General features: G+C 73.1%; 18 protein-coding genes. 6 read left to right on the top strand and 12 right to left on the bottom strand.

Features of this window, described 5'->3' with window-relative positions; translation table 11 throughout:
- Together IFT72_RS14145 and IFT72_RS14140 are read right to left on the bottom strand one after the other, a co-directional pair.
- Positions 1-1,992: hypothetical protein (locus IFT72_RS14145; protein ID WP_192046824.1), on the bottom strand; the 1,992-nt coding region annotated here is incomplete at its 3' end.
- A 93-nt stretch (positions 1,993-2,085) separates the two neighbouring features.
- Positions 2,086-3,474 carry an MFS transporter gene (locus IFT72_RS14140; RefSeq protein ID WP_185230993.1) on the bottom strand — a complete coding sequence of 463 codons (1,389 nt, stop codon included), beginning with the start codon at positions 3,472-3,474 and terminating at the stop codon, positions 2,086-2,088.
- Between the two features lie 215 nt (positions 3,475-3,689).
- Here IFT72_RS14140 and dnaK point away from each other — a divergent pair, with 215 nt between their 5' ends.
- The 5 genes from dnaK to IFT72_RS14115 all read left to right on the top strand — a co-directional run bounded on the left by dnaK (position 3,690) and on the right by IFT72_RS14115 (position 9,380).
- The gene (gene dnaK, locus IFT72_RS14135; RefSeq protein ID WP_192046823.1) at positions 3,690-5,567 is read left to right on the top strand and encodes a molecular chaperone DnaK; all 1,878 of its coding nucleotides are present in this window, start codon (positions 3,690-3,692) and stop codon (positions 5,565-5,567) included.
- Positions 5,568-5,575: 8 nt separating this feature from the next.
- A complete protein-coding gene (locus IFT72_RS14130) occupies positions 5,576-6,256 on the top strand; it encodes a nucleotide exchange factor GrpE (protein WP_244634564.1) in 681 nt (226 codons plus the stop codon).
- A 141-nt stretch (positions 6,257-6,397) separates the two neighbouring features.
- The gene (locus IFT72_RS14125) at positions 6,398-7,405 is read left to right on the top strand and encodes a DnaJ C-terminal domain-containing protein (protein ID WP_185230997.1); all 1,008 of its coding nucleotides are present in this window, start codon (positions 6,398-6,400) and stop codon (positions 7,403-7,405) included.
- 87 nt (positions 7,406-7,492) lie between these two features.
- Positions 7,493-7,930 (top strand): heat shock protein transcriptional repressor HspR, encoded by a 438-nt coding sequence (locus tag IFT72_RS14120; RefSeq protein ID WP_056056026.1) that lies wholly within the window; start codon positions 7,493-7,495, stop codon positions 7,928-7,930.
- A 295-nt stretch (positions 7,931-8,225) separates the two neighbouring features.
- A complete protein-coding gene (locus IFT72_RS14115; RefSeq protein WP_192046822.1) occupies positions 8,226-9,380 on the top strand; it encodes a methyltransferase in 1,155 nt (384 codons plus the stop codon).
- Positions 9,381-9,567: 187 nt separating this feature from the next.
- On the opposite strand, the gene IFT72_RS14110 is transcribed toward IFT72_RS14115, so the two are convergent.
- From IFT72_RS14110 to IFT72_RS14095, 4 genes are all read right to left on the bottom strand, one after another.
- Positions 9,568-10,068: a pilus assembly protein CpaE gene (locus IFT72_RS14110; protein WP_192046821.1), complete on the bottom strand. Its 501-nt coding sequence runs from the start codon at positions 10,066-10,068 to the stop codon at positions 9,568-9,570.
- A 98-nt stretch (positions 10,069-10,166) separates the two neighbouring features.
- Complete coding sequence (locus IFT72_RS14105; protein ID WP_192046820.1) at positions 10,167-11,642, bottom strand: hypothetical protein; 1,476 nt, start codon at positions 11,640-11,642, stop codon at positions 10,167-10,169.
- Between the two features lie 243 nt (positions 11,643-11,885).
- On the bottom strand, positions 11,886-14,210 hold the full coding sequence (locus IFT72_RS14100; protein WP_192046819.1) for a hypothetical protein: 2,325 nt from the start codon (positions 14,208-14,210) through the stop codon (positions 11,886-11,888).
- A 624-nt stretch (positions 14,211-14,834) separates the two neighbouring features.
- Entirely contained in the window at positions 14,835-16,382 is a 1,548-nt protein-coding gene (locus IFT72_RS14095; protein ID WP_192046818.1) for a hypothetical protein, read from the bottom strand.
- 216 nt (positions 16,383-16,598) lie between these two features.
- Here IFT72_RS14095 and IFT72_RS14090 point away from each other — a divergent pair, with 216 nt between their 5' ends.
- Complete coding sequence (locus IFT72_RS14090; RefSeq protein WP_192046817.1) at positions 16,599-18,788, top strand: ATP-dependent Clp protease ATP-binding subunit; 2,190 nt, start codon at positions 16,599-16,601, stop codon at positions 18,786-18,788.
- Positions 18,789-18,911: 123 nt separating this feature from the next.
- On the opposite strand, the gene IFT72_RS14085 is transcribed toward IFT72_RS14090, so the two are convergent.
- The 6 genes from IFT72_RS14085 to IFT72_RS14060 all read right to left on the bottom strand — a co-directional run bounded on the left by IFT72_RS14085 (position 18,912) and on the right by IFT72_RS14060 (position 25,291).
- Positions 18,912-19,538, bottom strand: coding sequence for a phosphoribosylanthranilate isomerase (locus IFT72_RS14085; RefSeq protein WP_192046816.1), 627 nt, complete (start codon positions 19,536-19,538; stop codon positions 18,912-18,914).
- 81 nt (positions 19,539-19,619) lie between these two features.
- Positions 19,620-21,524 carry a hypothetical protein gene (locus IFT72_RS14080; protein ID WP_192046815.1) on the bottom strand — a complete coding sequence of 635 codons (1,905 nt, stop codon included), beginning with the start codon at positions 21,522-21,524 and terminating at the stop codon, positions 19,620-19,622.
- Between the two features lie 108 nt (positions 21,525-21,632).
- Complete coding sequence (locus IFT72_RS14075) at positions 21,633-22,076, bottom strand: DUF3060 domain-containing protein (protein ID WP_192046814.1); 444 nt, start codon at positions 22,074-22,076, stop codon at positions 21,633-21,635.
- 106 nt (positions 22,077-22,182) lie between these two features.
- Positions 22,183-23,484 carry an FtsX-like permease family protein gene (locus IFT72_RS14070; protein ID WP_192046813.1) on the bottom strand — a complete coding sequence of 434 codons (1,302 nt, stop codon included), beginning with the start codon at positions 23,482-23,484 and terminating at the stop codon, positions 22,183-22,185.
- On the bottom strand, positions 23,481-24,173 hold the full coding sequence (locus IFT72_RS14065; RefSeq protein ID WP_371741302.1) for an ABC transporter ATP-binding protein: 693 nt from the start codon (positions 24,171-24,173) through the stop codon (positions 23,481-23,483). The genes IFT72_RS14070 and IFT72_RS14065 overlap by 4 nt, the downstream gene beginning before the upstream one ends.
- An 11-nt stretch (positions 24,174-24,184) precedes the next feature.
- Entirely contained in the window at positions 24,185-25,291 is a 1,107-nt protein-coding gene (locus tag IFT72_RS14060) for a peptidoglycan-binding protein (RefSeq protein WP_192046812.1), read from the bottom strand.
- Between the last annotated feature and the right edge of the window lie 40 nt (positions 25,292-25,331).

Here is a 25,331-nt window from a genome sequence, read left to right as displayed (position 1 = left end):
GACGGTGAGGGTGCTGCCGGGCTCGGCGGTGCCGGTGAAGGTGAAGGCCTCGTTGGGGGTGTAGCCGGTGGTGACGTCGGCCGGGGTCGCGATGGTCACGGGTGCGGCGGGTGCGGGGGTCTCCTCGTCGCCGTCCTCCGCGACCACGAACGAGCGGGTCGACACGATCGGGTCGAGGTTCTCCCAGTACGGGGTCTCCGTCACGGTCACGGTCTGTTCTCCGGTGGCCAGCGGCGCCGCGATCTCGGCCGTCCACGTGCCGTCGGGCAGCACGGAGGCGGCGCCGAGGGTCGTCGAGCGGGTCACGTCGCTCGTGATGAGGACGCGCGAGCCGGGGATGCCCTCACCGCTGAAGGTCGTCGTGTCGGCGGCGATCGTCTCGCCCTCGGCGGGCGACGACACGTCGAGGGGGAAGGTCTCGCCCGCGGTGTTGCCCTCCGTCACGACGAGGTCGACGACGGTGCTGGGCGACCTCGTGCCGTCGCCGCGGGTGGTGAAGAGCTCGACCTGCTCACCGGCGTGCTCGGCGGCGACCTGGAGGAAGAACGCGCCGTTCCAGGCGGCCTCGGAGGCGCCGGCGAAGGAGCCGTCGACGAGGGCCGTCGCACCCGGGACGATGTACTCGTCGGGGAAGTAGTTCGTCGTCGCGGCGATGTAGAAGCGGCCCTCGTCGCCGTCGCGGAAGACGTGGTGAACGATGGGCGCCTCGATGGGCGACGCCGCGGGGGCCTCGACGAGCTCGAGCGGGATCTCGAGCGGGGCGCTCTCGACGCCGCCGCGGAGCCCGGTGACGACCACGGTGCTGCCGAGCAGCGCCGGGTCGAGGGTGAACGCGAAGCGCCCCTGCGGGCCGCGGATCGTGTCGACCTCCTCGCCGTCGATCGTCATGCGCGACTCGAAGGCGTTGTTCGCGATGACCCGGACGACGAGCTGTCCCTCGTCGTCGTACGAGATCGACCAGAGCTTCGGCAGGACGGGCTTCTCGCTGGGCAGCAGGTCCGCGACGACGGAGAACGCCGCCCCGGCCCGCTGCGTCGGAGCCGACTGCCAGGTGGGCGTCTCGGTGACGGTCGTCTCGTAGCTGCCGACGGGCAGGGCGGGCGACGTGCAGCTCCAGTCGCCCAACGACGAGACGCGCGTCTCGCAGAGGGTCGCGCTGCTGCGGCTCGTGTCACCGTCGTGCGTCACGACGATCTGCGAGTTCGGGATGGCAGACCCCGTGAACGTCGTCGGACGGTCGGTCACCACGCCGCCGGCGGCCGGCGACTCGATCTCGAGCGGGAAGACCTCGGAGGCGGTGTTGCCCTCGGTCGGGACGAGCTCGATCGTGGCCACGTCGCTCGTGAGGCTCGAGCGCGAGGCCACGACGTCGACGGTCTGGCCGGCGTACGAGGCGGGCATGCGCAGCGAGAACGCGCCGTTCTCGTCCGGGGCGTCGTACACGAGAGCTCCGCGCACGTCGGCACGCACGATGGTGCGGCCGAAGGTCAGGGGGTCGTAGACGATCGTGCCCTCGATGACGAGCTCGCCGCCCTCCTCGTACTGCGAGACGGCGTGGACGACGGGCGTCGCGACGGGAGCCTGCTCGCCCTCGTAGTCGCCGATGTCGAGCGTCACGGTGACGCTCTCGCTCCGGCCGTCGGGGCCGTAGGCCACGAGGGTGGCCTCCTTCCCGAGGTGCTCGAGCTCCACCACGTGGCTGAAGCGGTCCAGGGCGACACCGACGACTCCGCCGCCTCCGCCGGGGATGTCGAGCGAGACGCTGGTCGCGCCGTAGGCGACTCCGTTCACCGCGATGTGGCGGTCGCCGAGGGGGGTGATCCTGCCGACGAAGGGGGCCGCGATGGCCGAGGTGCCCGTCTCCGGGGCGGCGACGGTCGTGCCGTCGAGGGTCGTGGGGGCGGGTGCGGCGAGGGCCGCGGCGGGGTTGAAGGCGCCGACCGCGAGGGCCGCGAGGCCCACCGTGGTGAGGCCGGTTCTTATGGTGCTCATGTCTTCTTCCGGATGGAGGGAAAGGGAAGACCGATCGGGGCGGCCGTCCGATATCTTACATCCGAGATCATGAGTGCGAGACGCGCGGCGGCGTCAGTCGATGGAGCGCTGCACCGCCTTCACCGGCAGCATCAGCAGCAGCCCGGCGAGCAGCACGAGCGCGATGCCGATGATCCCGTACCGGGTGTCGCCCGTCGCCGACACGAACAGCGTGAAGAGCCCCGGCGCGAGGAAGCTCACGGCGCGCCCCGTCGTCGCGTACAGCCCGAAGATCTCGCCCTCGCGCCCGGGCGGCGTCACCCGCGCGAGGAAGGAGCGGCTCGACGACTGGATGGGCCCGACGAAGAGCGCGAGCGCCAGCCCGAGCACCCAGAAGAGGGAGGCGGTGGTCCCGATCGCCAGCACCCCGAACGCCGCGAGCACGAGGCCGGCGAGCGACCCCACGATGATCGCCTTCGCGCCCAGCCGGTCGTCGAGCCAGCCGCCGACGAACGTGCCGACGCCCGCGACGAGGTTCGCCCCCACCGCGAAGTAGATGACCTCGCTCGGCGAGAAGCCGAACACCTGCGCCGCGATGATCGCGCCGAAGGTGAAGACCGCCGCGAGCCCGTCGCGGAACACGGCGCTGGCGAGCAGGAACATCAGCACCTGCCGGTTCGTGCGCCAGAGCTTCGCGATCGTCGCGCCGAGCACCCGGTACGAGCCGATCAGCCCCACGCGCGGGCCGGAGTCGCGGGTCGAGACCGGGGGCTCGGGCACGGCCACCAGCACGGGCACCGCGAAGACCGCGAACCAGACGGCGGCGACGACGATCGAGAGACGGACGTCCCACGCGCCTCCCTCGGTGCCGGTCGGGACGCCGAACAGGCCGCCGCGGCCGTCCACGCCGAAGCTCTGCAGGAAGGCGACGAGCAGGAGGACGAGCAGCACGATGCCGCCGACGTAGCCGAGCCCCCAGCCGAAGCCGGAGACCTTGCCGATCGTCTCGCGGGTGGAGACCTGCACGAGCATCGCGTTGTAGCTGACGCTCGCGAACTCGAAGAAGATGTTGCCCGCCGCCAGCAGGGCGGCGCCGGCCACCAGGTAGGCGGGTGCAGGGGCCACGAAGACCATCGCCGCCATGGCGACGACCACGAGCGCGGTGTTGACGCCGAGCCAGAGCTTCCGCTTGCCCGAGCCGTCGCTGCGCTGCCCGAGCACCGGCGCGAGCAGCGCGATCAGCACGCCCGCGATCGTCAGCGCCGTCGAGATCACCGTCGCGTTGTCGGCCTTCGCGAGCACGAGGCCGGGGTTCCGGGCGTCGTCGCCCGCGGCCGCCACGATCGAGGGGTCGACGAATGCGCCGCTCGCGAGGTAGGTGCTGAAGACGAACGAGGTGACGACCGCGTTGAACGCGGCCGAGCCCCAGTCCCAGAGGGCCCACGAGACGACCCGGCGACGGGGGATCGCGGGGGTGGCGGCGAGCGGCGGCGCGGCGGTCATGGGGGTCAACCTAGTGGGCACGGGTGTCCGGCGATCTCGTGACCGGCACCGCGCCTCCTCGTCCCCCGTCCCGGCGTCATCTTGAGTCATGCACGCTCAACTCTCAGCTGGCTGGCTTGACCTCGCGACGAGCGTGAGTAAAGTTGAGCCTGGCCGACTCAAGGGTCGGCCCCCTGACTTCCCGCATCACCCCGCACCACGAAGGAGAACAGCACATGGCCCGTGCAGTAGGAATCGACCTCGGAACCACCAACTCGGTCGTCAGCGTCCTCGAGGGCGGCGAGCCCACCGTCATCGCGAACGCCGAGGGCCTCCGCACGACCCCCTCGGTCGTCGCCTTCACGAAGGACGGCGAGGTGCTCGTCGGCGAGACCGCGAAGCGCCAGAACGTCACCAACGTCGACCGCACCATCGCGTCGGTCAAGCGCCACGTCGGCACCGACTGGACGGTCGAGATCGACGACAAGAAGTACACCCCGCAGGAGATCTCGGCGCGCATCCTCGGCAAGCTCAAGCGCGACGCCGAGCAGTACCTCGGTGAGGACGTCACCGACGCGGTCATCACCGTGCCCGCCTACTTCAACGACTCCGAGCGCCAGGCGACGAAGGAGGCCGGCGAGATCGCGGGCCTCAACGTGCTCCGCATCATCAACGAGCCGACCGCCGCGGCCCTCGCCTACGGCCTCGACAAGGGCAAGGAGGACGAGCTCATCCTCGTCTTCGACCTCGGCGGCGGCACCTTCGACGTCTCCCTCCTCGAGGTGGGCAAGGACGACGACTTCTCCACCATCCAGGTGCGCAGCACCTCGGGCGACAACCGCCTCGGCGGCGACGACTGGGACAACCGGATCGTCGAGCACCTGATCGAGAAGTTCAAGAGCCAGAACGGCGTCGACCTCTCGACCGACAAGATCGCCAAGCAGCGCCTGAAGGAGGCGGCGGAGCAGGCCAAGAAGGAGCTCTCGTCGAGCACCTCGACCAGCATCCAGCTGCCCTACCTGACGCTCACCGCCGACGGCCCCCTCAACCTCGACGAGACCATCTCCCGCTCGCAGTTCGAGCAGTGGACGAGCGACCTCCTCGAGCGCACCAAGAAGCCCTTCAACGACGTCATCAAGGAGGCGGGGGTCAAGGTCTCCGACATCGCGCACGTCGTGCTCGTCGGCGGCTCCACCCGCATGCCCGCCGTCAGCGAGGTCGTCAAGCAGCTGACCGGCGGCCAGGAGCCCAACAAGGGCGTCAACCCGGACGAGGTCGTCGCCGTCGGCGCGGCCCTCCAGGCCGGCGTGCTGAAGGGCGAGCGCAAGGACGTCCTGCTGATCGACGTCACCCCGCTGAGCCTCGGCATCGAGACCAAGGGCGGCGCGATGACCAAGCTCATCGAGCGCAACACGGCCATCCCGACCAAGCGCAGCGAGACCTTCACCACGGCCGACGACAACCAGCCGTCCGTCGCGATCCAGGTCTTCCAGGGCGAGCGCGAGTTCACCCGCGACAACAAGAACCTCGGCACCTTCGAGCTGACCGGCATCGCGCCGGCCCCCCGCGGCGTCCCGCAGATCGAGGTCACCTTCGACATCGACGCCAACGGCATCGTCCACGTCTCCGCGAAGGACAAGGGCACCGGCAAGGAGCAGTCGATGGTCATCTCCGGCGGCTCGTCGCTGTCGAAGGACGACATCGAGCGCATGGTCCGCGAGGCGGAGGAGCACGCTGCAGAAGACAAGGCGCGTCGCGAGGCCAACGAGGTCCGCAACAACGCCGAGCAGCTCGTCTACTCGATCGAGAAGCTGATCAAGGAGAACGACGAGAAGCTGCCCGCCGACGTCAAGTCCGAGGTCCAGGCCGACGTCGACGCGCTGAAGACCGCCCTCGCCGGCGACGACGACTCGGCGATCAAGCCCGCGTTCGACAAGCTGAACGAGAGCCAGTCGAAGCTCGGCCAGGCGATCTACTCGCAGGGCCAGGCCGACGAGGCCGCCGCCGGTGCCGCCGGTGCCGAGGGCGCACCCGCCGACGGCCAGGCCTCCGGTGACGACGAGGACATCGTCGACGCCGAGGTCGTGGACGACGACGAGAACGACAAGAAGTAGGTCGACCGATGACTGACGAGCAGCACCGCGCTCCCGACGAGGAGCCCGTCCGCCCCGAGGCCAGCGCGGGGGTGCCGTCGGAGGACGGCGGCACCGCCGCGGTCGACGGCGCCGACGACCTGGTCGAGGCCGAGGCCCCCGACGTCGAGGTGCCCGCGGGCGCCGAGGCGCCGGAGGGCGCGGCCGCCGCGGCCGAGCAGATGGCTGCCGAGGGCGCCGCCGGGGCCGAGCCCCTCAGCGCCGACGACGAGGCCATCCTCGACCAGGCCAGCACCGACCTCGTCGCCGACATGCGGCAGGACATGCTGCGGGCCCAGGCCGAGCTGGTCAACTTCCGCAAGCGCGTCGAGCGCGACCGTGAGGCGAACCGCGAGGCCGTCGTCGCCGAGGTCATCCGCTCGCTGCTGCCCGCGCTCGACGACCTCGTCCGCGCCGAGAAGCACGGCGACCTCGCCGAGGGCCCGATGACGGTCATCGCGCAGAAGATCCGCGGGGGGCTCGACAAGTTCGGCCTCACGCAGGTCGGCGCGGCGGGCGAGGTCTTCGACCCGACGATGCACGACGCGCTCGTGCAGCTGCCGAACGCCGACGTGACGGTCAACACCGTCGCCGACGTGATCGAGCCGGGCTACAAGATCGGCGACCGGGTCATCCGGGCCGCCAAGGTCGCCGTCCACACCCCGCAGTAGCCCTGCACCTCCACGGCGCGAGCCGTGACCGCGACGCGAGTCGCGACGGGCGGTGGGCTCCTCGACGAGGGGCCCACCGCCTCCCCCGTTCTTTCCTCCGGTGGCCGTGCCACCGGACACACGCAAGAGAGGAGGTGCCCGATGGCGAGTCAGGACTGGTTCGACAAGGACTTCTACGCGATCCTCGGCGTCTCCAAGGACGTCACCCCGGCCGAGCTGAAGAAGGTCTACCGGAAGCTGGCGCGGAAGTACCACCCCGACAGCAACCCGGGCGACGCCGCGGCCGAGGCGAAGTTCAAGGAGATCAGCGAGGCGAACTCGGTGCTCTCCGACCCGGAGCAGCGCAAGGAGTACGACCAGGTCAGGGCCATGGGCTCGGGCGCGCGCTTCACCGCGGGCAGCGGCGGCCCCGGAGGCGGTGGCGGCGGCTTCGAGGACGTCTTCGGCGGCATGTTCGGAGGCGGTGGCCAGCGCCCGCAGTTCCGTCAGGGCGGCGGCGGTGGCGGCGGCTTCGAGGACATCTTCGGCGGCATGTTCGGCGGCAGCGGCGGCGGCTTCGGCCAGACCAGCGGCGGGTACCGCGGCTTCGGCGGCCCGCAGAAGGGCCGCGACATGACGGCCACGACGACGCTCGACTTCCAGACCGCCGTCGTCGGCGAGACCATCTCGCTGCAGGCGTCGAACGGCAAGCCGATGAAGGTGCGCATCCCCGCCGGCGTGCACGACGGCCAGAAGATCCGGCTCCGCGGCCGCGGGGAGTCCAGCCCCGACGGCGGCGAGCCCGGCGACATGGTGCTCACCATCGCCGTGCGCCCGCACCCGGTGTTCGAGCTCGACGGTGCGAACCTGCGCCTCGACGTGCCCGTGACGTTCACGGAGGCCGCGCTCGGCGCGACGATCGAGGTGCCGACGCTCGGCGGCGAGCCGGTGCGGCTCCGCGTCGCGCCGGGCACGCCGTCCGGTCGGGTGCTGCGCGTCAAGGGGCGCGGCGTCTCGACGAAGACCGGCACGGGCGACCTGCTGGCGACGGTGCAGGTGGCCGTGCCGAGCCACCTCAGCGACGCGGCGCGCGAGGCCGTCGAGGCGCTGGCGGCGGCGCTGCCGGCCGAGAACCCGCGCGACGACCTGATCGCGCGGGCCCGGGGCTAGCCTCGGCAGCACCAGGCCCGGCACCAGCACCAGCAGGCCCTGCACCGGCAGGCCCGGCACCAGCACCACGAGCAGGAGGGGACGACGATGGCGAGACAGGACGCGGGGCAGTGGCCCCTCGACGAGCACTCGCCCGTCTTCGCGATCGCGATGGCGGCCGAGCTCGCGGGCATGCACGCCCAGACGCTGCGCCAGTACGACCGGCTCGGCCTCGTCGTGCCGCAGCGCACCGCGGGCAAGTCGCGGCGCTACTCGATGCGCGACGTCGTGCAGCTGCGCGAGATCGCGCGGCTCGGCGGCGAGGGAGTCTCGCTCGAGGGCGTCAAGCGCATCCTCGAGCTCGAGAACCAGGTGACGGCGCTGCAGTCGCGGGTGCGCGAGCTGGAGCGGGCGCTGGCCGACGAGCTGGTCAACCGGCCCGGGGCGCGCGTGTTCGCGGCGGGCGAGAGCGGCGTCGTGCCGCTGCGGCACGGCACCCGGCCCACGCGGCAGACCTCGGTCGTCGTCTGGCGGCCCCTGCAGTAGAGCCCCCCAACGTCGAGTGGTCACGAACTGCTGCTCTCGCGTCAGCGAGCAGCACTTCGTGACCACTCGGTGCCTGAGGCGGGGTGCGGCGGGTTCCCGTCACTCCCGGCGGGTCGGCGTCGGCCCGCCCGCGAGGACGTCGGCCCGCCCCGCCCTCGTTGCCCGTGCGTCGTCTCCGCCTCCCCGGCCTCGAGTGGTCACGAACTGCTGCTCGCGCGTCAGCGAGCAGCACTTCGCGACCACTCGGCGCCACGGTCGGGGACGACGAGCCGGGGCGGCCCGGTAGCCTCGTCCGGTGATCGACTTCGAGCAGCTCCGCCGGTGGCCCGACGTCGAGGCCCCCGAGCTGGTCGCGCACGACGCGACCGACCGCCTCCTGCTCGACACCGCGCGGGAGGCGCTGGTCGCCCACCCGGAGCACGTCACCATCATCGGCGACCGCTACGGAGCCCTCACCCTCGGCGCCGCCGAGTTGGTCGGCCCGCACGAGCTCCGCGTGCACCAGGACGCCCTCTCGGGCGAGCTGGCCCTCGCCGCGAACGCCGCCGCGCTCGGCAGCGACGCGGCCTGGCGGTCGCTGCCCCTCGACGCCTCGCTCGTCGAGGGGGCACGGGTCGTGCTGCTCCAGCTGCCGCGCGGCCTCGACGCGCTCGACGAGATCACCGAGCTGGTCGCGGCCCACGCGCACCCCGAGGTGCAGCTCGTCGCCGGAGGCCGCGTCAAGCACATGACCCCGGCGATGAACGACGTGCTGCGCCGCCACTTCGGCACCGTCTCCGCCGGTCTCGCCCGGCAGAAGTCGCGCCTCCTGACCGCCTCCGGTCCGCGCTCCGACGCCGGAGCCACCGCCTCCTCTGCTGCGAGCGCCTCCTCGGCTGGCACCACTTCGACGTGGCCTCGCTCCGAGCGGCACGGCGACCTCGTGGTCGTCGCACACGGCGCGGCCTTCGCCGGCTCATCGATCGACGTCGGCACCCGAGCGTTGCTGGAGGCGCTGGCCGTCGGGGCGCCCGAGGCGTCGCACGTGGTCGATCTCGGGTGCGGAACGGGGGTGCTCGCCGCCTCCTGGGCGCTCGCGCACCCCGAGGCACACGTCATCGCGACCGACCAGTCGGCGGCCGCCGTGGCCTCGGCCCGCGCGACGGCCGACGCGTCCGGCGTCGGTGACCGGGTGGAGTCGCGGCGTGACGACGCAGGAGCCTCCCTGCCCGCAGGCTCCGCCGGCCTGGTGCTGCTCAACCCGCCGTTCCACGTCGGGGCGACCGTGCACGCCGGCCTCGCGCACAAGCTCTTCGCGGCGGCCGCGCGCCTGCTCGAGCCGGGCGGGGAGCTCTGGTGCGTCTGGAACTCGCACCTCGGCTACCGCAGCGCGCTCGAGCGCACCGTCGGGCCGACGCGTCAGGTCTCGCGCGGGCCGAAGTTCACCGTGACGGTGTCCACCCGCCGCTGACCCCGCCTCTTCTCCTCGTACATCTCTCGTCAGTTGCCACTTTGAGGGCCTCTGAACGCCCGTGAACCCCTCAAAGTGGCAACTGACGCGAGGTGGCAGTGATCGAGGTGACGCTTCCTGGGCCCTGCTCGGGGCGGAGGGCCCAGGAAGAGTCACCTCGATGGCGCCGAGGTACTTCGCGCGGGGATCAGTTCGTCGCGTCCCCGTCGTGCTCGGCGCCGCCCCCGTCAGGGCCGTCGAGGCGGAGCGACGCGTCGACGTAGGCGAGGAGCGCGTGGGCGTAGGCCGTCTCGGGGTCGGCGGCGACGTGCACGGAGTCGGGCCCGGTGGTCGCAGCGCCGTCGAGGGCGACGGTGACGCGGTAGGCGAGGGGCTCGCCGTCGACGAGCACGCGCGTGAGCGAGACGAAGGTGCTGCCGAGCAGCTCGCGGAGCTGGTCTTCGCGCGGCAGCCACAGGGCGTCCTCGGCGGCGACCGAGTCGAGGGCCCACTCGGTCGTGCCGTTGAAGCCGAGCACGGTGCCCGTGGGGTGTTCGTGGGCCTCGATGGTCATGTCGCTGAGGGTGAAGACGTCGCCGACGCCCTCGTCGCTGTCGACCAGGCGCTCGACGATGAAGCGGTCGCCGGGGGAGGGGCGCCAGCGCAGCCCGGCGTCTCGGAGGCGGCGGGCGAGGTCGACGTCGATCATGCGCTCATCCTGCCCCGCCCGTCTGGCAGCGAGCGACGAACCGCCCGGGCCGCGGTGCCCGCCGCCTGACCCGCTCGCGGTGAGCCGGCGGCCTGATCTCAGGGTCTCACCGGCACCCCGCCCACGGTCTGCGTGACGACGAGCTCGTTGTCGCCCAGGTCGAGGCCCTCGACGGTGGTGCTCCAGGTGCCGTCGCTCTCCGCGACGGCGGTGGCGGAGTCGCCGACCGCGACCGTCGCGCCGGGCGTCGCCGTGCCCCTGACGGCGGCCACCCTGCCCTGCGCGTCGACCGACACCACCTCGGCGGTGAGCGCCGCCGCGGCGATGGGCGTGTCGACCCTGCCCGTGACGTCGTAGAGCTTCGCGTTCAGGGCGCCGGTCATCGTGAACCCGAGGGCGGGCGTGCCGACGGGAGCGTCGAGGGGCGTCGAGACGCGAGGGGCCCAGCGCAGGTCGCCGCCGGCGTCGAGGGCCGAGCCGGTGCCGGGGAAGGCGTACGAGTAGGTCGACCCGTCAGCCGAGCGGCGTCCCGAGACGAGGTCCCACGACGCGGACGCGGGGGCGTCCTGCCAGGTGGTGGCGGAGCCCGCCCGGTACTCCGCCTCCAGGGTGTCCTGCCCGGTGGCGAAGGTGGTGCCGGCCGGTGCCGTGACCGTGACGGTGCCCGGGGCCGACTGCGTCCGCTCGGTGAACTCGACCGCCACGGTGACCGCCGTGTCGTCGCCTCGCAGGAGGGCCTGAGGGGTCGCGTCCACCTGTCGGACCAGCCCGGGGACGACCTGGGGGTCGATGGTCACCGTGACCCGGACCGAGCTGCCGATCGTCGTCGTCCCCATCTTCTGGACGACGGTGAGGGTGTTCGCCCCCACGGCGAGGCCGGAGACGGTCATGCTCCAGGCGCCGGTGGTGGTGCTGGCGGTGGCGTACCTGCTGCCGATCTCGACCCGGGCCCCCTTCGTCGCGACGCCCGTGATCACCGCCGACCTGCCGACGTGGTCGGTCGAGGCGACCCTCGCGGTCAGCGCGGTCGTCACCGGCCTGGTCACGGTGTACGAGGTGTTCCAGTTCGTCTTCGTCCAGCCCCAGCCGTTGCCCCAGGAGTGGACGTAGAGGGTGCGGGTCGTGCCCTCGGCCCACCACGACGGCCAGGTGCTCGTGCCGGAGGGGATCTCACTGCCGGGTGACGAGAGGGGCTGCGAGCTGGTCGACACGAGCAGGCGACAGTTCGACACGTTGCACTGCGGAGTGCCCCGCACGGTCAGCCCGACGTGGTCGCTCTGCAGTGAGACGCCAGTAGGCGGGGAGACCGTGAGGAAGAGGCGGGCGCCGTCGGTCGAGCTGGGGGGCGTCGGCGGAGCGGCCTCCGGCGAGGGAAGAGCCGCGGTGTCCTCCGTCGGGCCGCTCGGCGCGGCGTCGGGCTCGTGCGTCACGACCGTCGCCGCGGAGGCGGTGGTGACGCCGTCGTCGACCGGTGACGCCTGGGCGGTCGGCGATCCCGGGGCCAGGGCGAGGCTGCCGACGACCAGGGTGATCGCCAGCCCAGTCGCGAGTGCCTCTGTCGAACGTCGTCTCACTGGTCGCCTTCTTCCGGGGCAGGACCGAGGGCATCTCGGTCGGTGGTCGTGCCATGTGAATGTCGCATGACAGCGGTGCGGTCGAGATGACAATAACGCATGTGAGGGTATCTCTGGCGCCCCTGTGGACGAGCGTGGATCCGAGGGGGCGGGACGACGGACCGCCCCGGTCTCCGCGCCCGCTGCTGCGGGGCGGTGACCGGGGCGGTCGCCTGGTGCTGTGGTGCTGGTGTCGCCGGTCGACTACTCGCGGATGGCGGAGGGGTCGATGGAGGCGACGCGGCCGATGGTGCTGCCGGTGGCGCGGAAGTCACCGATGGAGCTGGTGCCCTCGTAGGTGTAGTCGAGCTGGCGGTTGCCGGCCGACGCGGTGCGCGAGGTGAACACCTCGACGAGGTAGCGCAGCTGCTGCTCGGCCGGGATGGCTCGGGCGGGCAGCTGGAAGGTGATCTTCGTGCCGTTCTCGCTGATGACGCCGCCGGTCAGGTCGAGCGACGCGTCGCTCTCCCAGCCGCCGGCGGTGCCGCTGCGGCGCTCGCCGAGGACGGTGAGGCCGTCCTGGAAGATCGTGTCCTTCGGGGCGGTGAAGGTCACGGTGCCGGTGGCGTCGTCGCGGGCCTCGTTGTTCTGGACGACGATCGGGATGATCGACGTCGTGTTGCGCGGCAGGTTGACGCGGGTCTGCTGCACGCCGACGAGCGTGCCGCCCTCGACCGAGGTGAACTCGACCGTGGCCTCGTCGTGGACGGTGCCGCCGATCTCCTGGCTGACGGTGACCTCGAGGTCGCCGGTGCCCGTGAAGGGCGCGGTGATCTCGTAGCTGCCGTCAGGGCGGATCGTCTCGGTGACGTCACCGATCGTGACCTGCTGACCGGGCGTGCCGCTGCCGGTGACGACGACGGTCTGGGCGATGTCGTTGCGCTGCGCGACCGTGGCCGTCAGGGGCAGGGGCGCCTTGGCGACCGTCGACGCGTCGGGAGCCGACGAGGTGTAGCTGGTCGGCGGCGTGAACACCGTGGTGATCGTGCCGTCGGAGGTCGGCTTGCCCGTCGAGACGACCGGGAAGGTGATGTCGCCGGCGGCGGCGTACTCGCGGTTCTCGGTCGTGGCGTTGGTGACCTTGACCTCGACGGTCTGGCGACCCTCGGAGTCGGTGGCGACGACGTGCTCGGTGGTCCAGCCGTCGACGGTCTCGGTGGCGGGCAGGTCGCCCGCCTCGAAGCCCTCGGGCAGTGTGGTGGTCCAGGAGAGCGACTCGCCCGGGCGGACGGTGGCACCGGTGGGGCTGGTGCCCGTCTGGGTGGTGATCGTGACGGTGCCCTCGGTGCCCTCAGTGAACCAGCCGTCGGCCTCCGACGTCACGATGACGTCGTTCGCGCCGAGGCTGGTGGTGAGCGCCGGGACGACCGCGTCGAGGGTGACGGGGTCGCCGTAGTCCTCGCCGGCGATGCTCTGCTGCACGACGAGCTGGTTCGAGCCGACCTGCAGGCCCTCGACGGTCATGCTCCAGTTGCCGTCGTCCTGGACGACGGCTTCCTGGTCACCGATGGTGATGGTGGCGCCGGGGGTGGCGGTGCCCGAGACGACGGCGGTCTTGGCGATCGGGTCGACCGACACGACGCTGGCGACCGTGGGCTGCTCGTTGACCTCGATGGTGGTGGGGGTGCTGCCGACGGCCCGGAAGGGGTTGCCGGTGCTGGAGCCCTCGTAGACGTAGCCCAAGGACGAGGCGCCACCCGCCGCGACCATGGGGGTGTCGATGTTGAACTCATAGCGCCACTGCTGTCCCGCGGCGTGGTTGCTTCCCGAAGGGCCGATGTCGAAGGTCATCTCAGTGCGGTCGGCGCTCAGGACCCCGCCTGTGAGGTTGATGTTCGCAGCCGGGCTCCACTCGCCGGTCGTGCTGGGGCGCCAGGCCCCGGCCACGGTGGTCTGACCGGCCGAGAAAGTGGTGCCGGCGGGAGCCTTGACCGTGGTCGTCCCCGAGACGGAGCTCCGTGCCTCGTTCAGCTGCACGACGAAGGGAACAGAGCTGGTCTCACCGCGCACCAGCTCGACACCGGGCTGAGGCACCGGCACGACCGTGCCGCCCTCGACGATCGTCACGGTCAGAGGAACGGAGTTGCCGACCTGCACGTTGTCGATCTTCTGGATGACCGTCAACGAGTTGACCCCTGCAGCGAGGTCGGTGACGGTGAGGGAGAACGCTCCCGTCGTCGCGTGTGCCGTCACCCACTCATCGCCGACCTCGACACGAGCCCCAGGTCGAGCCGTCCCCGTGATCACCGCGGATCCAGCGAAGTGGTCCGTCGACGTGACTCGAGCGGCCAGCGAAGCGATCTCCTGGAGCAACTCGGGTCTGAACTGCGCCGCCGAGTACGTGGGGCCGGTGATCGCGCTCGTGTTTCGGTTGCCGCTGGTGTAGACGCGAGCAGTGAGATGGGAGGTAGCACCCATGCCGGGGTTGCTAGCAACGAGGGCGTTTCCTGACCACGAGAACTGCTGCTTCGTGTTCGTTTCTCGGCAGGAGCTCATGGTCACGTTCGCCCCATTGGTCTGGGTGGTCATGCACAGATCTTTCGCCCACCCATCCAGTCCCTTGACGACTCCGGTGGTGCCACGGGCCGGGAGCTCGAACGTGTTGCCGCGTCGTACGGCGTCGTCATAGTCGACCGCGTAAGTCCCGTCGAGACTGCCCGTATAAACGCTGTGCATGAATCGGTAGTCGCCCTCGAGCGAGGTCCAGACGAGTTTGCCACGGAGTTTCTCCGACTGGGTGGTCACTTTCCGTGCGCTCGCGCCGCTGCCGAGATCAGGGGAAACTGCTGCTTCTGCAGCAGACGACGGCGCATCGATCAGGTCGGGCTGCGCCCCTCCATCAGAGTTCGTCGAGGTGGTGAGGGGTGCCGCAGGAGTGCTCCTGGTCATGCTCCCGGAGATCGGGGCACTTGGTGCCGCAGCGGCCCCGAAGCTCAGGCCGGTGACGACCGTGGCTACCGCGAGCCCGGCCGCCCCGGCGGCTATCAGTTTCTTCTTCATGTAGTGAGTTCTTCCTGGTCGGGCGGCACCGACAGAGCTGGCCGCGATCCTGATATGTTACGCACCTCACTCGACATGTCCAAAGTGGCGGGCGAAGCGGGAGGGGCGACCAGGTGAGGGGCCAGGGTGAAGGCTCGGCGTCGCCGGAGGGCCTCACGCGCGCGGCGCGAACCCCCGCAGCGGCGCGACGAGCTCGTCGCTCGTGCCGCGCTCCTGCACGAAGTCGATCGACCAGGTGAACGCCTGCAGGGTGCCGATCCGCCACGACCAGGTGCCGTCGGGGGCGACCACCGCGCGGCCGAGCTGCAGGCCCTTCGTGTTGAGCACGTCGATCAGGGCGCCGGGCTTGCCCGTGCCGGCGAACGTGTACGCCGTGTACACGGGGTAGCCCGCGGCGATCTGCGACGCCGACGGCGTCGTCAGCCGCGGAGCGTCGACGGCGGGGGCGAAGCCGCGCACCACCGCCGACGACGGCCGGTAGGTGCCCTCGTCCTGCACGAACGCCATCGACCAGAGGTACGACCCCATGTCGGCGCGCGTCCACGACCAGGTGCCCTCGGGGCCGACCCGCGCCTCCCCCAGGCGGAAGCCGCTGAGGTTCGTCACGCCGACGAGCGCCCCGGGGCGACCGGTGCCACGGAAGGTGAACGGGGCGTCGGGCACGTAGCCCCGGGCCAGCTGCGCCGCGTCGGGCGTCGTCACCGCGATCTGCGGGCCCTGCGCCGGCACGAAGCCGAGCAGCCGCGTCTCGCGCTCGCGGGGCGTGCCCGCGTCCTGCACGAAGACGAGGCTCCACTCGTACGTGCCCATGTTCGGCCGCGTCCACGACCAGGTGCCGTCGGGCAGCACCGACGTGCTGCCCAGCGGCAGTCCCTTCGTGTTGAGGACGGTCAGGGGGGCCAGCGGCCGGCCGGTGCCCCGGAAGGTGTAGGGCGCGTCCGCGGTGTAGCCGTCGGCGACGCGGGCCGGGACGGTCAGCGCGGGAGCGGCCGAGGGAGCGGGCTCCGTCACGGTGTAGGTCGCTCCCTGCACCTCGAACGCGCCTCCGGCACCTCCAGACCCGACGGCCGACCAGGTCAGCTCCGAGTCGTCGGGCTCCGCGTCGAGCGGGGTCGCCACCGCCAGGTCGAAGCGCAGCTCGTCGCCGTCGGCGTGGCCCGCCGCGAAGCCCCTCGTGTCGAGCGTGAAGGAGGTGCGGGTCGCGCCGTCGCCGACGCTCCCGCCCCGCAGGTCGAGGCGCGCGTCGCGCCGCCACGTCTCGTCGCCGCCCGGCCGCCACCACCCCGCCGCCGTGTCGGCGGCCACGAAGGTCGAGCCGGCCGGGGCCTCGAGGGCCACCGTGCCGACGAGGTCGGGCCGGGCGGCGTCGACGCGGAGCGCGATCGGCACGGTCGTGGTCGTGCCCGCGTCGAGCTGCACGGGGTCGAGCAGCACCGGCGACAGATCGCCCACGGCGATCGCCGCGTCGGGGGCGGCCGTCGGAGAAGGGTCGGCCGCCGTGGCTCCGGAGGGAGAGGCGGGGGAGGTCGACGGCGCCGTCGTCGGTGCGGCGGCGGCCGACGGCGTCGGCGTCGCGGTCGGCGTCACCGACGGGTCGGGAGTCGGCGTCGCGCCGGCGGACGTCAGCGGGGCCGCGACGAGGCCGAGGGCGAGGGCTCCGCCGAGGGCGGCGGAGCGGAGGGGGCGGGGGAGTCTGGTCATCGACGTCGTTCCTCGAGGTGGGGCTGTGGGGGACGAGACGACCCTGGCGCAGATGCCGACCCGAGTCAATGAGAGATGTGACATGTGCTGGGCTGGTCTGCGCCCCCGGGGTTGTGGGGGAGCTTGCGCACTGACCGTGCGTGCGTAGACTTGAGTCGGTTCAACTCAAGTTCGGGCAGCGCGCCCGACCGAGACGTTCTGAGAGAGGCACCACCCATGGCGAACATGCAGGGCGCTCCGGCTTCCGACGAGAAGCAGAAGTCGGCGCTCGACCAGTACGGCGTCGACCTGACCGCGATCGCCCGGAGCGGCAAGCTGGACCCGGTCATCGGTCGCGACAGCGAGATCCGCCGCGTCAGCCAGGTGCTGACGCGGCGTACCAAGAACAACCCCGTCTTGATCGGCGAGCCCGGCGTCGGCAAGACCGCCGTCGTCGAGGGGCTCGCCCAGCGCATCGTGGCGGGCGACGTCTCCGACAGCCTGAAGGACAAGCGGCTGGTCAGCCTCGACCTCGCCGCCCTCGTCGCCGGCGCGAAGTACCGCGGCGAGTTCGAGGAGCGGCTCAAGGCCGTGCTGAAGGAGATCGCCGAGAGCGACGGCCAGGTGATCACCTTCATCGACGAGCTGCACACCCTGATGGGCGCGGGCGGCGGCGACGGCAGCGTCGCGGCGGCCAACATGCTCAAGCCGATGCTCGCCCGTGGCGAGCTGCGCATGATCGGGGCGACGACCCTCGACGAGTACCGCCAGTACATCGAGAAGGACGCCGCGCTCGAGCGCCGCTTCCAGCAGGTCTACGTCGGCGAGCCCAGCGTCGAAGACACCGTCGCCATCCTCCGCGGCCTCAAGGAGCGCTACGAGGCGCACCACGGCGTCACCATCACCGACGGTGCCCTCGTGGCCGCCGCCTCCCTCTCGGCTCGCTACATCCCCTCCCGTCAGCTGCCCGACAAGGCGATCGACCTGGTCGACGAGGCCGGCTCGCGCCTCAAGATGGAGATCGACTCGTCGCCCGTCGAGCTCGACCAGCTCTACCGCGGCCTCGTGCGCCTCCAGGTCGAGGAGCTCGCGCTCGCGAAGGAGAAGGACGACGCCTCGCGCGCCCGCCTCGCCGCGCTGCGCGAGCAGATCACCGAGCAGAAGGCCCGGTACGATGCGCTGAACGCCCGCTGGCAGGCCGAGAAGGCCGCGCTGCAGGGCGTCGGCACGCTCCGCAGCGACCTCAACGAGGCCCGCATCGACCTCGACCGCGCCATGCGCGAGGGGCGCTACGCCGACGCGTCCAAGATCAACTACGAGACCATCCCCGACATCGAGAAGCGCCTCGCCGAGGCCGAGTCGTTCGAGGAGTCGGGCGAGCGGCTCGTCAACGACAGCGTCACCGACGCCGACATCGCCGAGGTCGTCGCGGCGTGGACCGGCATCCCGGTGGGGCGCCTCCTCAGCGGCGAGACCGAGAAGCTGCTGCACCTCGAGAGCGAGCTCGGTCGCCGCATCATCGGCCAGCGCGCGGCTGTCCAGGCCGTCTCCGAGGCGGTGCGCCGCACGCGTGCCGGCATCAGCGACCCCGACCGGCCGACCGGCTCCTTCCTCTTCCTCGGCCCGACCGGCGTCGGCAAGACCGAGCTCGCGAAGGCGCTCGCCGACTTCCTCTTCGACGACGAGAAGGCCCTCGTGCGCATCGACATGAGCGAGTACGGCGAGAAGCACAGCGTCTCGCGGCTCGTCGGCGCCCCTCCCGGCTACGTCGGGTACGAGGCGGGCGGCCAGCTGACGGAGGCGGTGCGACGTCGGCCGTACAGCGTCGTGCTCATGGACGAGGTCGAGAAGGCCCACCCCGAGGTGTTCGACGTGCTGCTGCAGGTGCTCGACGACGGGCGCCTCACCGACGGCCAGGGCCGCACCGTGGACTTCCGCAACACGATCCTCGTGCTCACGTCGAACCTCGGCTCGCAGGTGATCACCGACCCCCGCCTCAGCGACCCCGAGAAGGAGGAGCTCGTGCAGGGCCTCGTGCGCCAGGCGTTCAAGCCCGAGTTCGTCAACCGGCTCGACGACATCGTCGTGTTCTCGACGCTGACGGCCGACGACCTCGGCCAGATCGTGTCGCTGTACGTCGACCGCCTCGGCCGACGCCTGACCGACCGTCGGCTGCAGCTCGCCGTCACGCCCGACGCGCGGGCCTGGCTCGCCGAGCGCGGCTTCGACCCGATCTACGGCGCCCGGCCGCTGCGCCGCCTGATGCAGCGGCAGATCGACGACCAGCTCGCGATGGCCCTGATCGGCGGACGGATCGTCGACGGCGACACGGTGCTCGTCGACGTCGAGCCGGGCGCTGAGTCGCTGAGCGTGTCGCGCTCGGAGGCCGGCGAGCCGACCGCCGAGTCGCTGGACGACCTGCCCTAGCGGGCGGCTGCCGCCGGTGGGCGGGCGAGTCCGACCACCTCGGGCGTGCGTGGCCGCCCGGCCTCGTCGAACTAGCCCGTCGAGCCGCGCGCGGGGCGGTTCGCGGCGTGCACGGGGGGCCCGCTACGCGGTGTCGCCGGAGCGTGCCGCCGCCACGAACTCGCGGATCAGCGCGACGCTCTTCACCCCGCGCGACGACTCCACCCCCGAGCTGACGTCGACCCCGGCGGGTCGCAGCTCCGCGACGCGGGCAGCGACGTTCTCGGGATCGAGCCCTCCGGCGAGCAGCCACTCGCGGTGGGGCGGGGCGTCGAGCAGCGGCTGGCCGTCGAAGACGGCGCCGGCACCGGGGGTGACCGCGTCGATCAGCAGCAGGTCTTCTCGGAAGGCGACCCGCGCCTCCTCGGGCTCGGCCGCGTAGGTCGCGACGTCGACCGCGCGCACCACCCGGAGCCCCGCAGCGTGCGCGGCCGCGACGTCGGCGGGCGACTCGTCACCGTGCAGCTGCACCGTGGTCAGGCCGGAGGCGCGGGCCAGCTCGATCACCCGCTCGACGCCCTGGCCCCGGAACACGCCGACCGCCTCGACGTGCTCCGGCACTCGGGCCGCCAGCTCGCGGACGGTCGCGGCGTCGACGGTGCGGGGGCTGCCCTCGGCCAGCACGAAGCCGACCGCGTCGGCCCCCGCCTCGACGGCGGCGTCGACCGTCTCGGGGGTGGAGAGACCGCAGATCTTGACCCAGGTGCGCATGCCACCAGTCTGCCCTCCGCTCGGCGGCGACTCCGTGGTCACCTGTCAGCTGGTCCCGCGGCCGCCCTGCCGCTCGCCCGGTCAGGCGCGCGGAGCGAACGCGTCCACGGTCGCCGACTCCGACCCGGGGCGACCCTCGTCGCGGATGAACGTCAGGTACCAGACGGTGTAGCCCATGTTCGTCCTCGTCCACGACCAGGTGCCGGCCGAGGTGACCTCCGCCTCGCCGAGTCGGAGGCCGTTCCGGTTGCGCACCGTGATCGTCGACAGCGGCGTCGCCGTGCCGCGGAACGTGTACGGCTGCGCCGGCACGTACCCCTGCAGGAGCTCGGCCTGCGTGGGGTTCGTCACGGTGACGGTGCCCGTCTGCGGCCCGAAGTCGCGCACCTCGGCCGACTGCTCGGCGGGCAGCCCCGCGTCGGCGACGAACCGGAGCGCCCAGACGGTCGTGCCCATGTTCGTGCGGGTCCAGCTCCAGGTGCCGCCCGCCGTCGCCTGCACGCTGCCGAGTCGCAGCCCCCGGAAGTTCCGCACCTCGACCGTCGCCCGTGGACGGCTCGTGCCCGTGAACGTGTAGGGCGCTCCGACGACGTAGCCGACCCGGGGGTCGGCGGGCTGCGTCACGACGACGGGCACGACGGGCGCGGGGGCCGGCGCCGCCGGACCGAAGCCCGTCAGCCGCCACTCCGACTGCCGGGGCTCGCCGAGGTCCTGGTAGAAGACCATGCTCCAGACGTAGCTGCCCATCAGGGTCCGCGTCCACTCCCAGGAGCCGCCCGGCCCGACCTCGGCGGTGCCCAGGCGCAGGCCCTTGCTGTTCTCGATGGTCACCGGGGCGCCGGGTCGCCCGGTGCCGCGGAAGGTGAAGGGGCGGCCGAGCTCGTAGCCGGCCGCGATGCCGGCGGCGTCGGGCGTGGTGAGCGTGATCGGCGCCGAGGAGGCGTCGTCGACGATGCGCACCGGCGCCGTGCCCGTCGCCTGGAACGCCCCCTGGCCCGAGGTGCCCCGGTAGCGGTAGCCGAGCGCGAGGTCGGCGCCGTCGGCCGCGTCGGCCGGCGTCGCCACCGGCACGGTGTAGCGGTACTGCTCGCCGCCCCCGTGCGGGCCGGAGGCGCGGGTGCCGACGAGCGTGCGGCCCGCGTCGCTGATCGCCACGGCCTGCAGGCTCATCTGCGGGGCCGGCCGCCAGTCGCCCGAGCTGCCCGGCCGCCAGGTCGTCTCGACCGTCGTGTCGACGGGGAAGGTGGTGCCCGCGGGGGCCGTGAGGCGCACGCTCACCTCGTAGCCGGTGCGCGGCTCGGAGTTGGCGACGACGAACGACACGTCGGTGCTCCGGCCCCGGACGAGGTCGGTGCTCGCCACGGTGACGGGGGTGACGGTGCCGAAGTCGGGCCCGTCGTCGACGACGGTGATCGGGGCGGCGGCGTCGAGCGCGTACGCGTAGCTCACGCCCGTGCTGCGGAACGAGAAGCCGATCTCGCGGTCGCCGAGCGCCGAGCCCTCGGCCACGAGCACCGGCGCCCACTTGAGCGCGAGCCCGACGGGGATCGCACCCGCGTCGCCCGGGAAGCGGTACGCGTAGCTCCGGCCGTCGGCCGAGCGCGCCCCCTCGACGAGATCCCACCCGGTGGGCACGGGCTCCCAGCCCGCCCGGCCCTCGAGGCGCTGCTGGGCGGGCAGCCTGGCCTGGCCGGGCGCGAAGGTCGTGCCCGCCGGCGCGGTGAAGGTCAGGGCGCCGGCCGCGTCGCCGCCGCCCGCGTGCCCGAAGCGGACGCCGACCTCGACCGGCGTCGGCTGCTGCACGGGGACGCGCGGCCGCCCGAGGTCGATGCGCGTCAGCTCCGCGATCGTGATGGACAGGGTCGGGTCGGCCGCCGCGGGCTCGGCCGCGGACGCCGGGGCGGCGGCCGGGACGGCGAGCGCGCCGGCCGCCAGCGTGAGGGCCGCGAGCGTCGCCGTGGCGGCGCGTCGGAAGGTCGTGATCATGCCGTGGTGCCTCTCGTCTCGCGCCCCCGATCGGGAGCGACGACACGAAATGTAACATTGATACGGACCGTTCTGACAACGCCTGTGAGCAGAACGCGCGAGGTGCCGCTACCGGGCGACGACCGAGTTGCCCGTGCCGTTCTCCGCCTCTTCGCCGAGGATCTCCGGCGCGTCGCCGCCGTGCTCGATCGTGTTGTCGTTCCCGGTCAGGTCGAGGCGCCCGACGCTCTCGACGCGGATCGTCGAGCCGTTGCCCATCACCCCGAGGTCGCCGACGGGGCCGAGGTCGGCGGTGCCGCCGTCGCCGAGCACGAACACCGTGCCGCAGCCGTCGGGCAGGCTCAGCTCGGTGGTCTCGTCGGTGAACTGCATGTAGGCGATGCCGTCGACGCACTCGTTGTCGGGCTGGCCCTCGGCGGTGGGCGACGACTCGGGGGTCGTGGCCGCACCGCTGGGGTCGTCGGTCGACACGGTCGTCGTGGTGCACGCCGTGACGGCCAGCAGGACGGCGGCGGTGGTGGCGAGGGCGGCGGGAAGGGTCTTGACGGGCATGGGGGCCTCCGGTCTGTGGTCGTTCTGGGCGGGGCGGGTCGCCGCCGGGGCGACCCGCCCCGCGAGGGTACACGTCATATGTGACATTCCCCTGACGGGCCCCCGGTCACGCGGCGGCGAGCGCCGACGTCGGCGGGATGCGCGCCGCGCGCGACGCGGGCCACCAGCCGCTGACGCCCCCGATGACGACGGTCGCGAGGAGCCCGCCGACCACGGCCCAGGCCGGCACGACGACCGGCCAGCCCTGCACGAGGCCGAACCCGGCCGTGACGGCGACCCCGAGGGCGACCCCGACCGCGCCTCCCAGGCCCGACAGCAGCAGCGACTCGACCAGGAACTGGTCGCGCACGTGCCGCCGCCGAGCCCCCAGGGCGCGGCGCACGCCGATCTCGGCGCGCCGCTCGAGCACGGTGATGACCATCGTGTTCGCGACCCCGATGCCGCCGACGAGCAGCGCGACGCCGCCGATGCCGAGCAGCAGGCCGGTGAACGACTCCTCCGTCGCCTGCTGCGCCGCGAGGGCGTCCGAGGGGCGGGCCACGTCGACGGACGCCGGGTCCTCGGGCGAGATCGACGCGGCGAGCAGGTCGCGGACGGCACCGACGCGGGCCGGGTCGGCCCGGGCGAACACCTGCGTCGGGTGCCCGTCGAAGCCGAACTCCGCCGCGGCCGAGCCGCTCGGCACGAAGGCCGACGCGTCGAGCTGGGGCGCGAGCGGCAGCGGGTCGAGCACTCCGACGACGGCGACCCAGCGGCCGCCGATCCAGACCCGGGTCTCGGGCGCGACGTCGGTCACCCCGAGGGTCGCGGCGGCGGTGGCGCCGAGCACGACCTGCGGCAGCTCGCTCGCCGCGTCGCCGAACCACCGGCCCGACGCGAGGTCGGCGTGCAGCACCCCGCGGAGGTCGCCGAGGGCGACGTCGAGCGAGATCCCGCCGGAGGCGGCGGCCGGCACCCGGTCGGTCCGGTACACCTTCTGGTCGTCGACGCGCCCGACGCCGGCGACGCCCTCGACGTCGCCCCGTCGGTCGAGCGCCGAGAGGGCCGTCTCCGGCAGCGGCGCCTCCTCGCCGCGGGCGTCCGTGCCCGGTGCGGCCACGAGCAGGTTCGTGCCGAGGCCGTCGAGCACCCGGTCGAGGGCCGCCTGGCTCGACGACGAGATGCCGACGACGGCGATCATCGCGGCGATGCCGATCGCGATGCCGAGGGCCGACAGCACGACCCGGGTCGGCCGGGTGCGCAGCCCGAAGACGCCGAGGCCCAGCAGGTCGCGGGCCGAGACGTGCCCGGGCCGGGCGCGGGCCGGGCGAGGGGCCCGGGCCGGGCGCGCGCTGCGGCCCGGTCGCGGACCGGGGGCCGTGCGGGAGTCGCGCTCCGGCCCCGCTCCCGGGGCCGCCGCCCCCCTCACGAGGCGACCTCGGCGTCGACGAGGCCGTCGCGCATCGCGACCCGGCGCGGCAGCGCCGCCGCCAGCTCGCGGTCGTGGGTGATGACGACCACGGTCGTCCCCGCCGCGTTGAGCTCGCGGAGCAGCGTGACGACCGCGGCGCCGGAGACGGAGTCGAGCGCGCCGGTCGGCTCGTCGGCCAGCAGCAGCGTCGGGTCGCCGACGACCGCGCGGGCGATCGCCACGCGCTGCTTCTCGCCGCCCGAGAGCTCGTGCGGCCGGTGGTCGAGGCGGTGCCCGAGCCCGACGCGGGCCAGGGCCTCCCGGGCGCGCTCGCGACGCTGCCGTCGCGGCACGCCCCCGTAGAGCAGGCCGTCCGCGACGTTCTTCGTCGCCGTGGCCCCGGCCGCGAGGTGGAAGTGCTGGAAGACGAAGCCCACGTGCTCGGCCCGGAGGCGCGACACGGCGTCGTCGGTCATCTCGGACACCTCGTGGCCGGCGATCCGCACCGAGCCGGAGCTCGGCCGGTCGAGCGTGCCCATCACGTTGAGCATCGTCGACTTGCCCGAGCCGCTCGGGCCGACCACGGCGACGAGCTCGCCGCGCCGCACGACGAGGTCGACCCCGCCGAGCGCGGTCGTGTCGCCGTAGGTGCGCGTCACGGCGCGCAGCTCGAGCACGGGCGCCCCGCTCTCGGTCGACGCGCTCACGGTCGCCCCGCTCACGAGGGCACCACGACCTCGTCGCCCTCGGCGAGCCCCTCGCCCGAGACCTCGACGCGCCCCTGGGCGAAGGCGCCCACGGTCACGGCCACGCGATCGACCGAGCCGTCGGCCGACCGCACCTCGACGACGTAGCCGCCGTCGCCCGCCGCCAGCAGCGCGGTCACGGGCACCGAGAGCACGTCGACCCGCCGCTCGCCCTCGACCACGAGGTCGACCGAACCCGCGGTCGCGGCCCCCTCGGGCAGCTCGGCGTCGAGCCCGACGACGACGGTCACGCGGTCGGCGCCGGAGCCGGAGCCCGAGCCCGCGCCCGACCCGGAGCCGGCACCCGAGCCGCCGGCCCCGGAGCCGCCGCCGGCCCCGCCGCCGGAGCCCGCGCCTCCGCCCGGCCCCTCCACCGAGCGCACGGTGCCGGGCACGCGTGCGCCGCCCGGCAGCCCCACCTCGACGGGTGCGCCGACGGCGAATCGGCCCTCGTCGACCGGCGAGACCTCGGCCGTGACGACGAGGGTCGTCGAGGTCCAGCTCCAGACGACCTCGCCGGCCGGGTCGCCGACGCGGCCGACGACCTCGGCGACCCGGACGTCGCCCGGCACGAACGCGATGTCCGCCGGGCCGAGGGCACCGGTGACCTCGCGGTCGCGGTCCTCCTGCCAGGCGCGGACGGCCCGGGCCGTGCGCCGCCCGAACACGTCGTCGTCGGCCACGTCGTAGCCGAGCGCGAGCAGGGCGTCGTTGAGCTGGGCCACGTCGGCGCCCTCCGTGCCCTGCTCGAGCGTGCGCCAGAGCGGCACGGTGCCGTGCATCGACCGCACGGGCGACTCGTCGACCGCCCAGAGCACGCCGTCGAGCCCGATCACCTCGCCGTAGGAGGGCAGCTGCGTGATCGTCCCCTCGCCCGGCGCCACGAGGGGCGTCGGCGAGCCGTGCCCCAGCGTTCCGGCGATCGTGCGGGAGTCGACGAGGTCGCCGCGCACGACGGGCGCGGTGGGCAGCCCGGCGGCCGGGGAGGCGCTGCTGCCCGCCGTGTCGCCGGCTCCGTCGGCCGAGCCGGTGAGGCCGCACCCGCTGAGCAGGAGGGCCCCGGCGACCGCCCCGGCCACGAGGGCCGTCGCGGCGAGGGGACGGCGTCGCGTGCCTTCG

Source organism: Frigoribacterium sp. CFBP 8754 (assembly GCF_014841815.1).
GTDB lineage: Bacteria > Actinomycetota > Actinomycetes > Actinomycetales > Microbacteriaceae > Frigoribacterium > Frigoribacterium endophyticum.
This window is presented reverse-complemented; position numbering and strand designations above follow the sequence as displayed.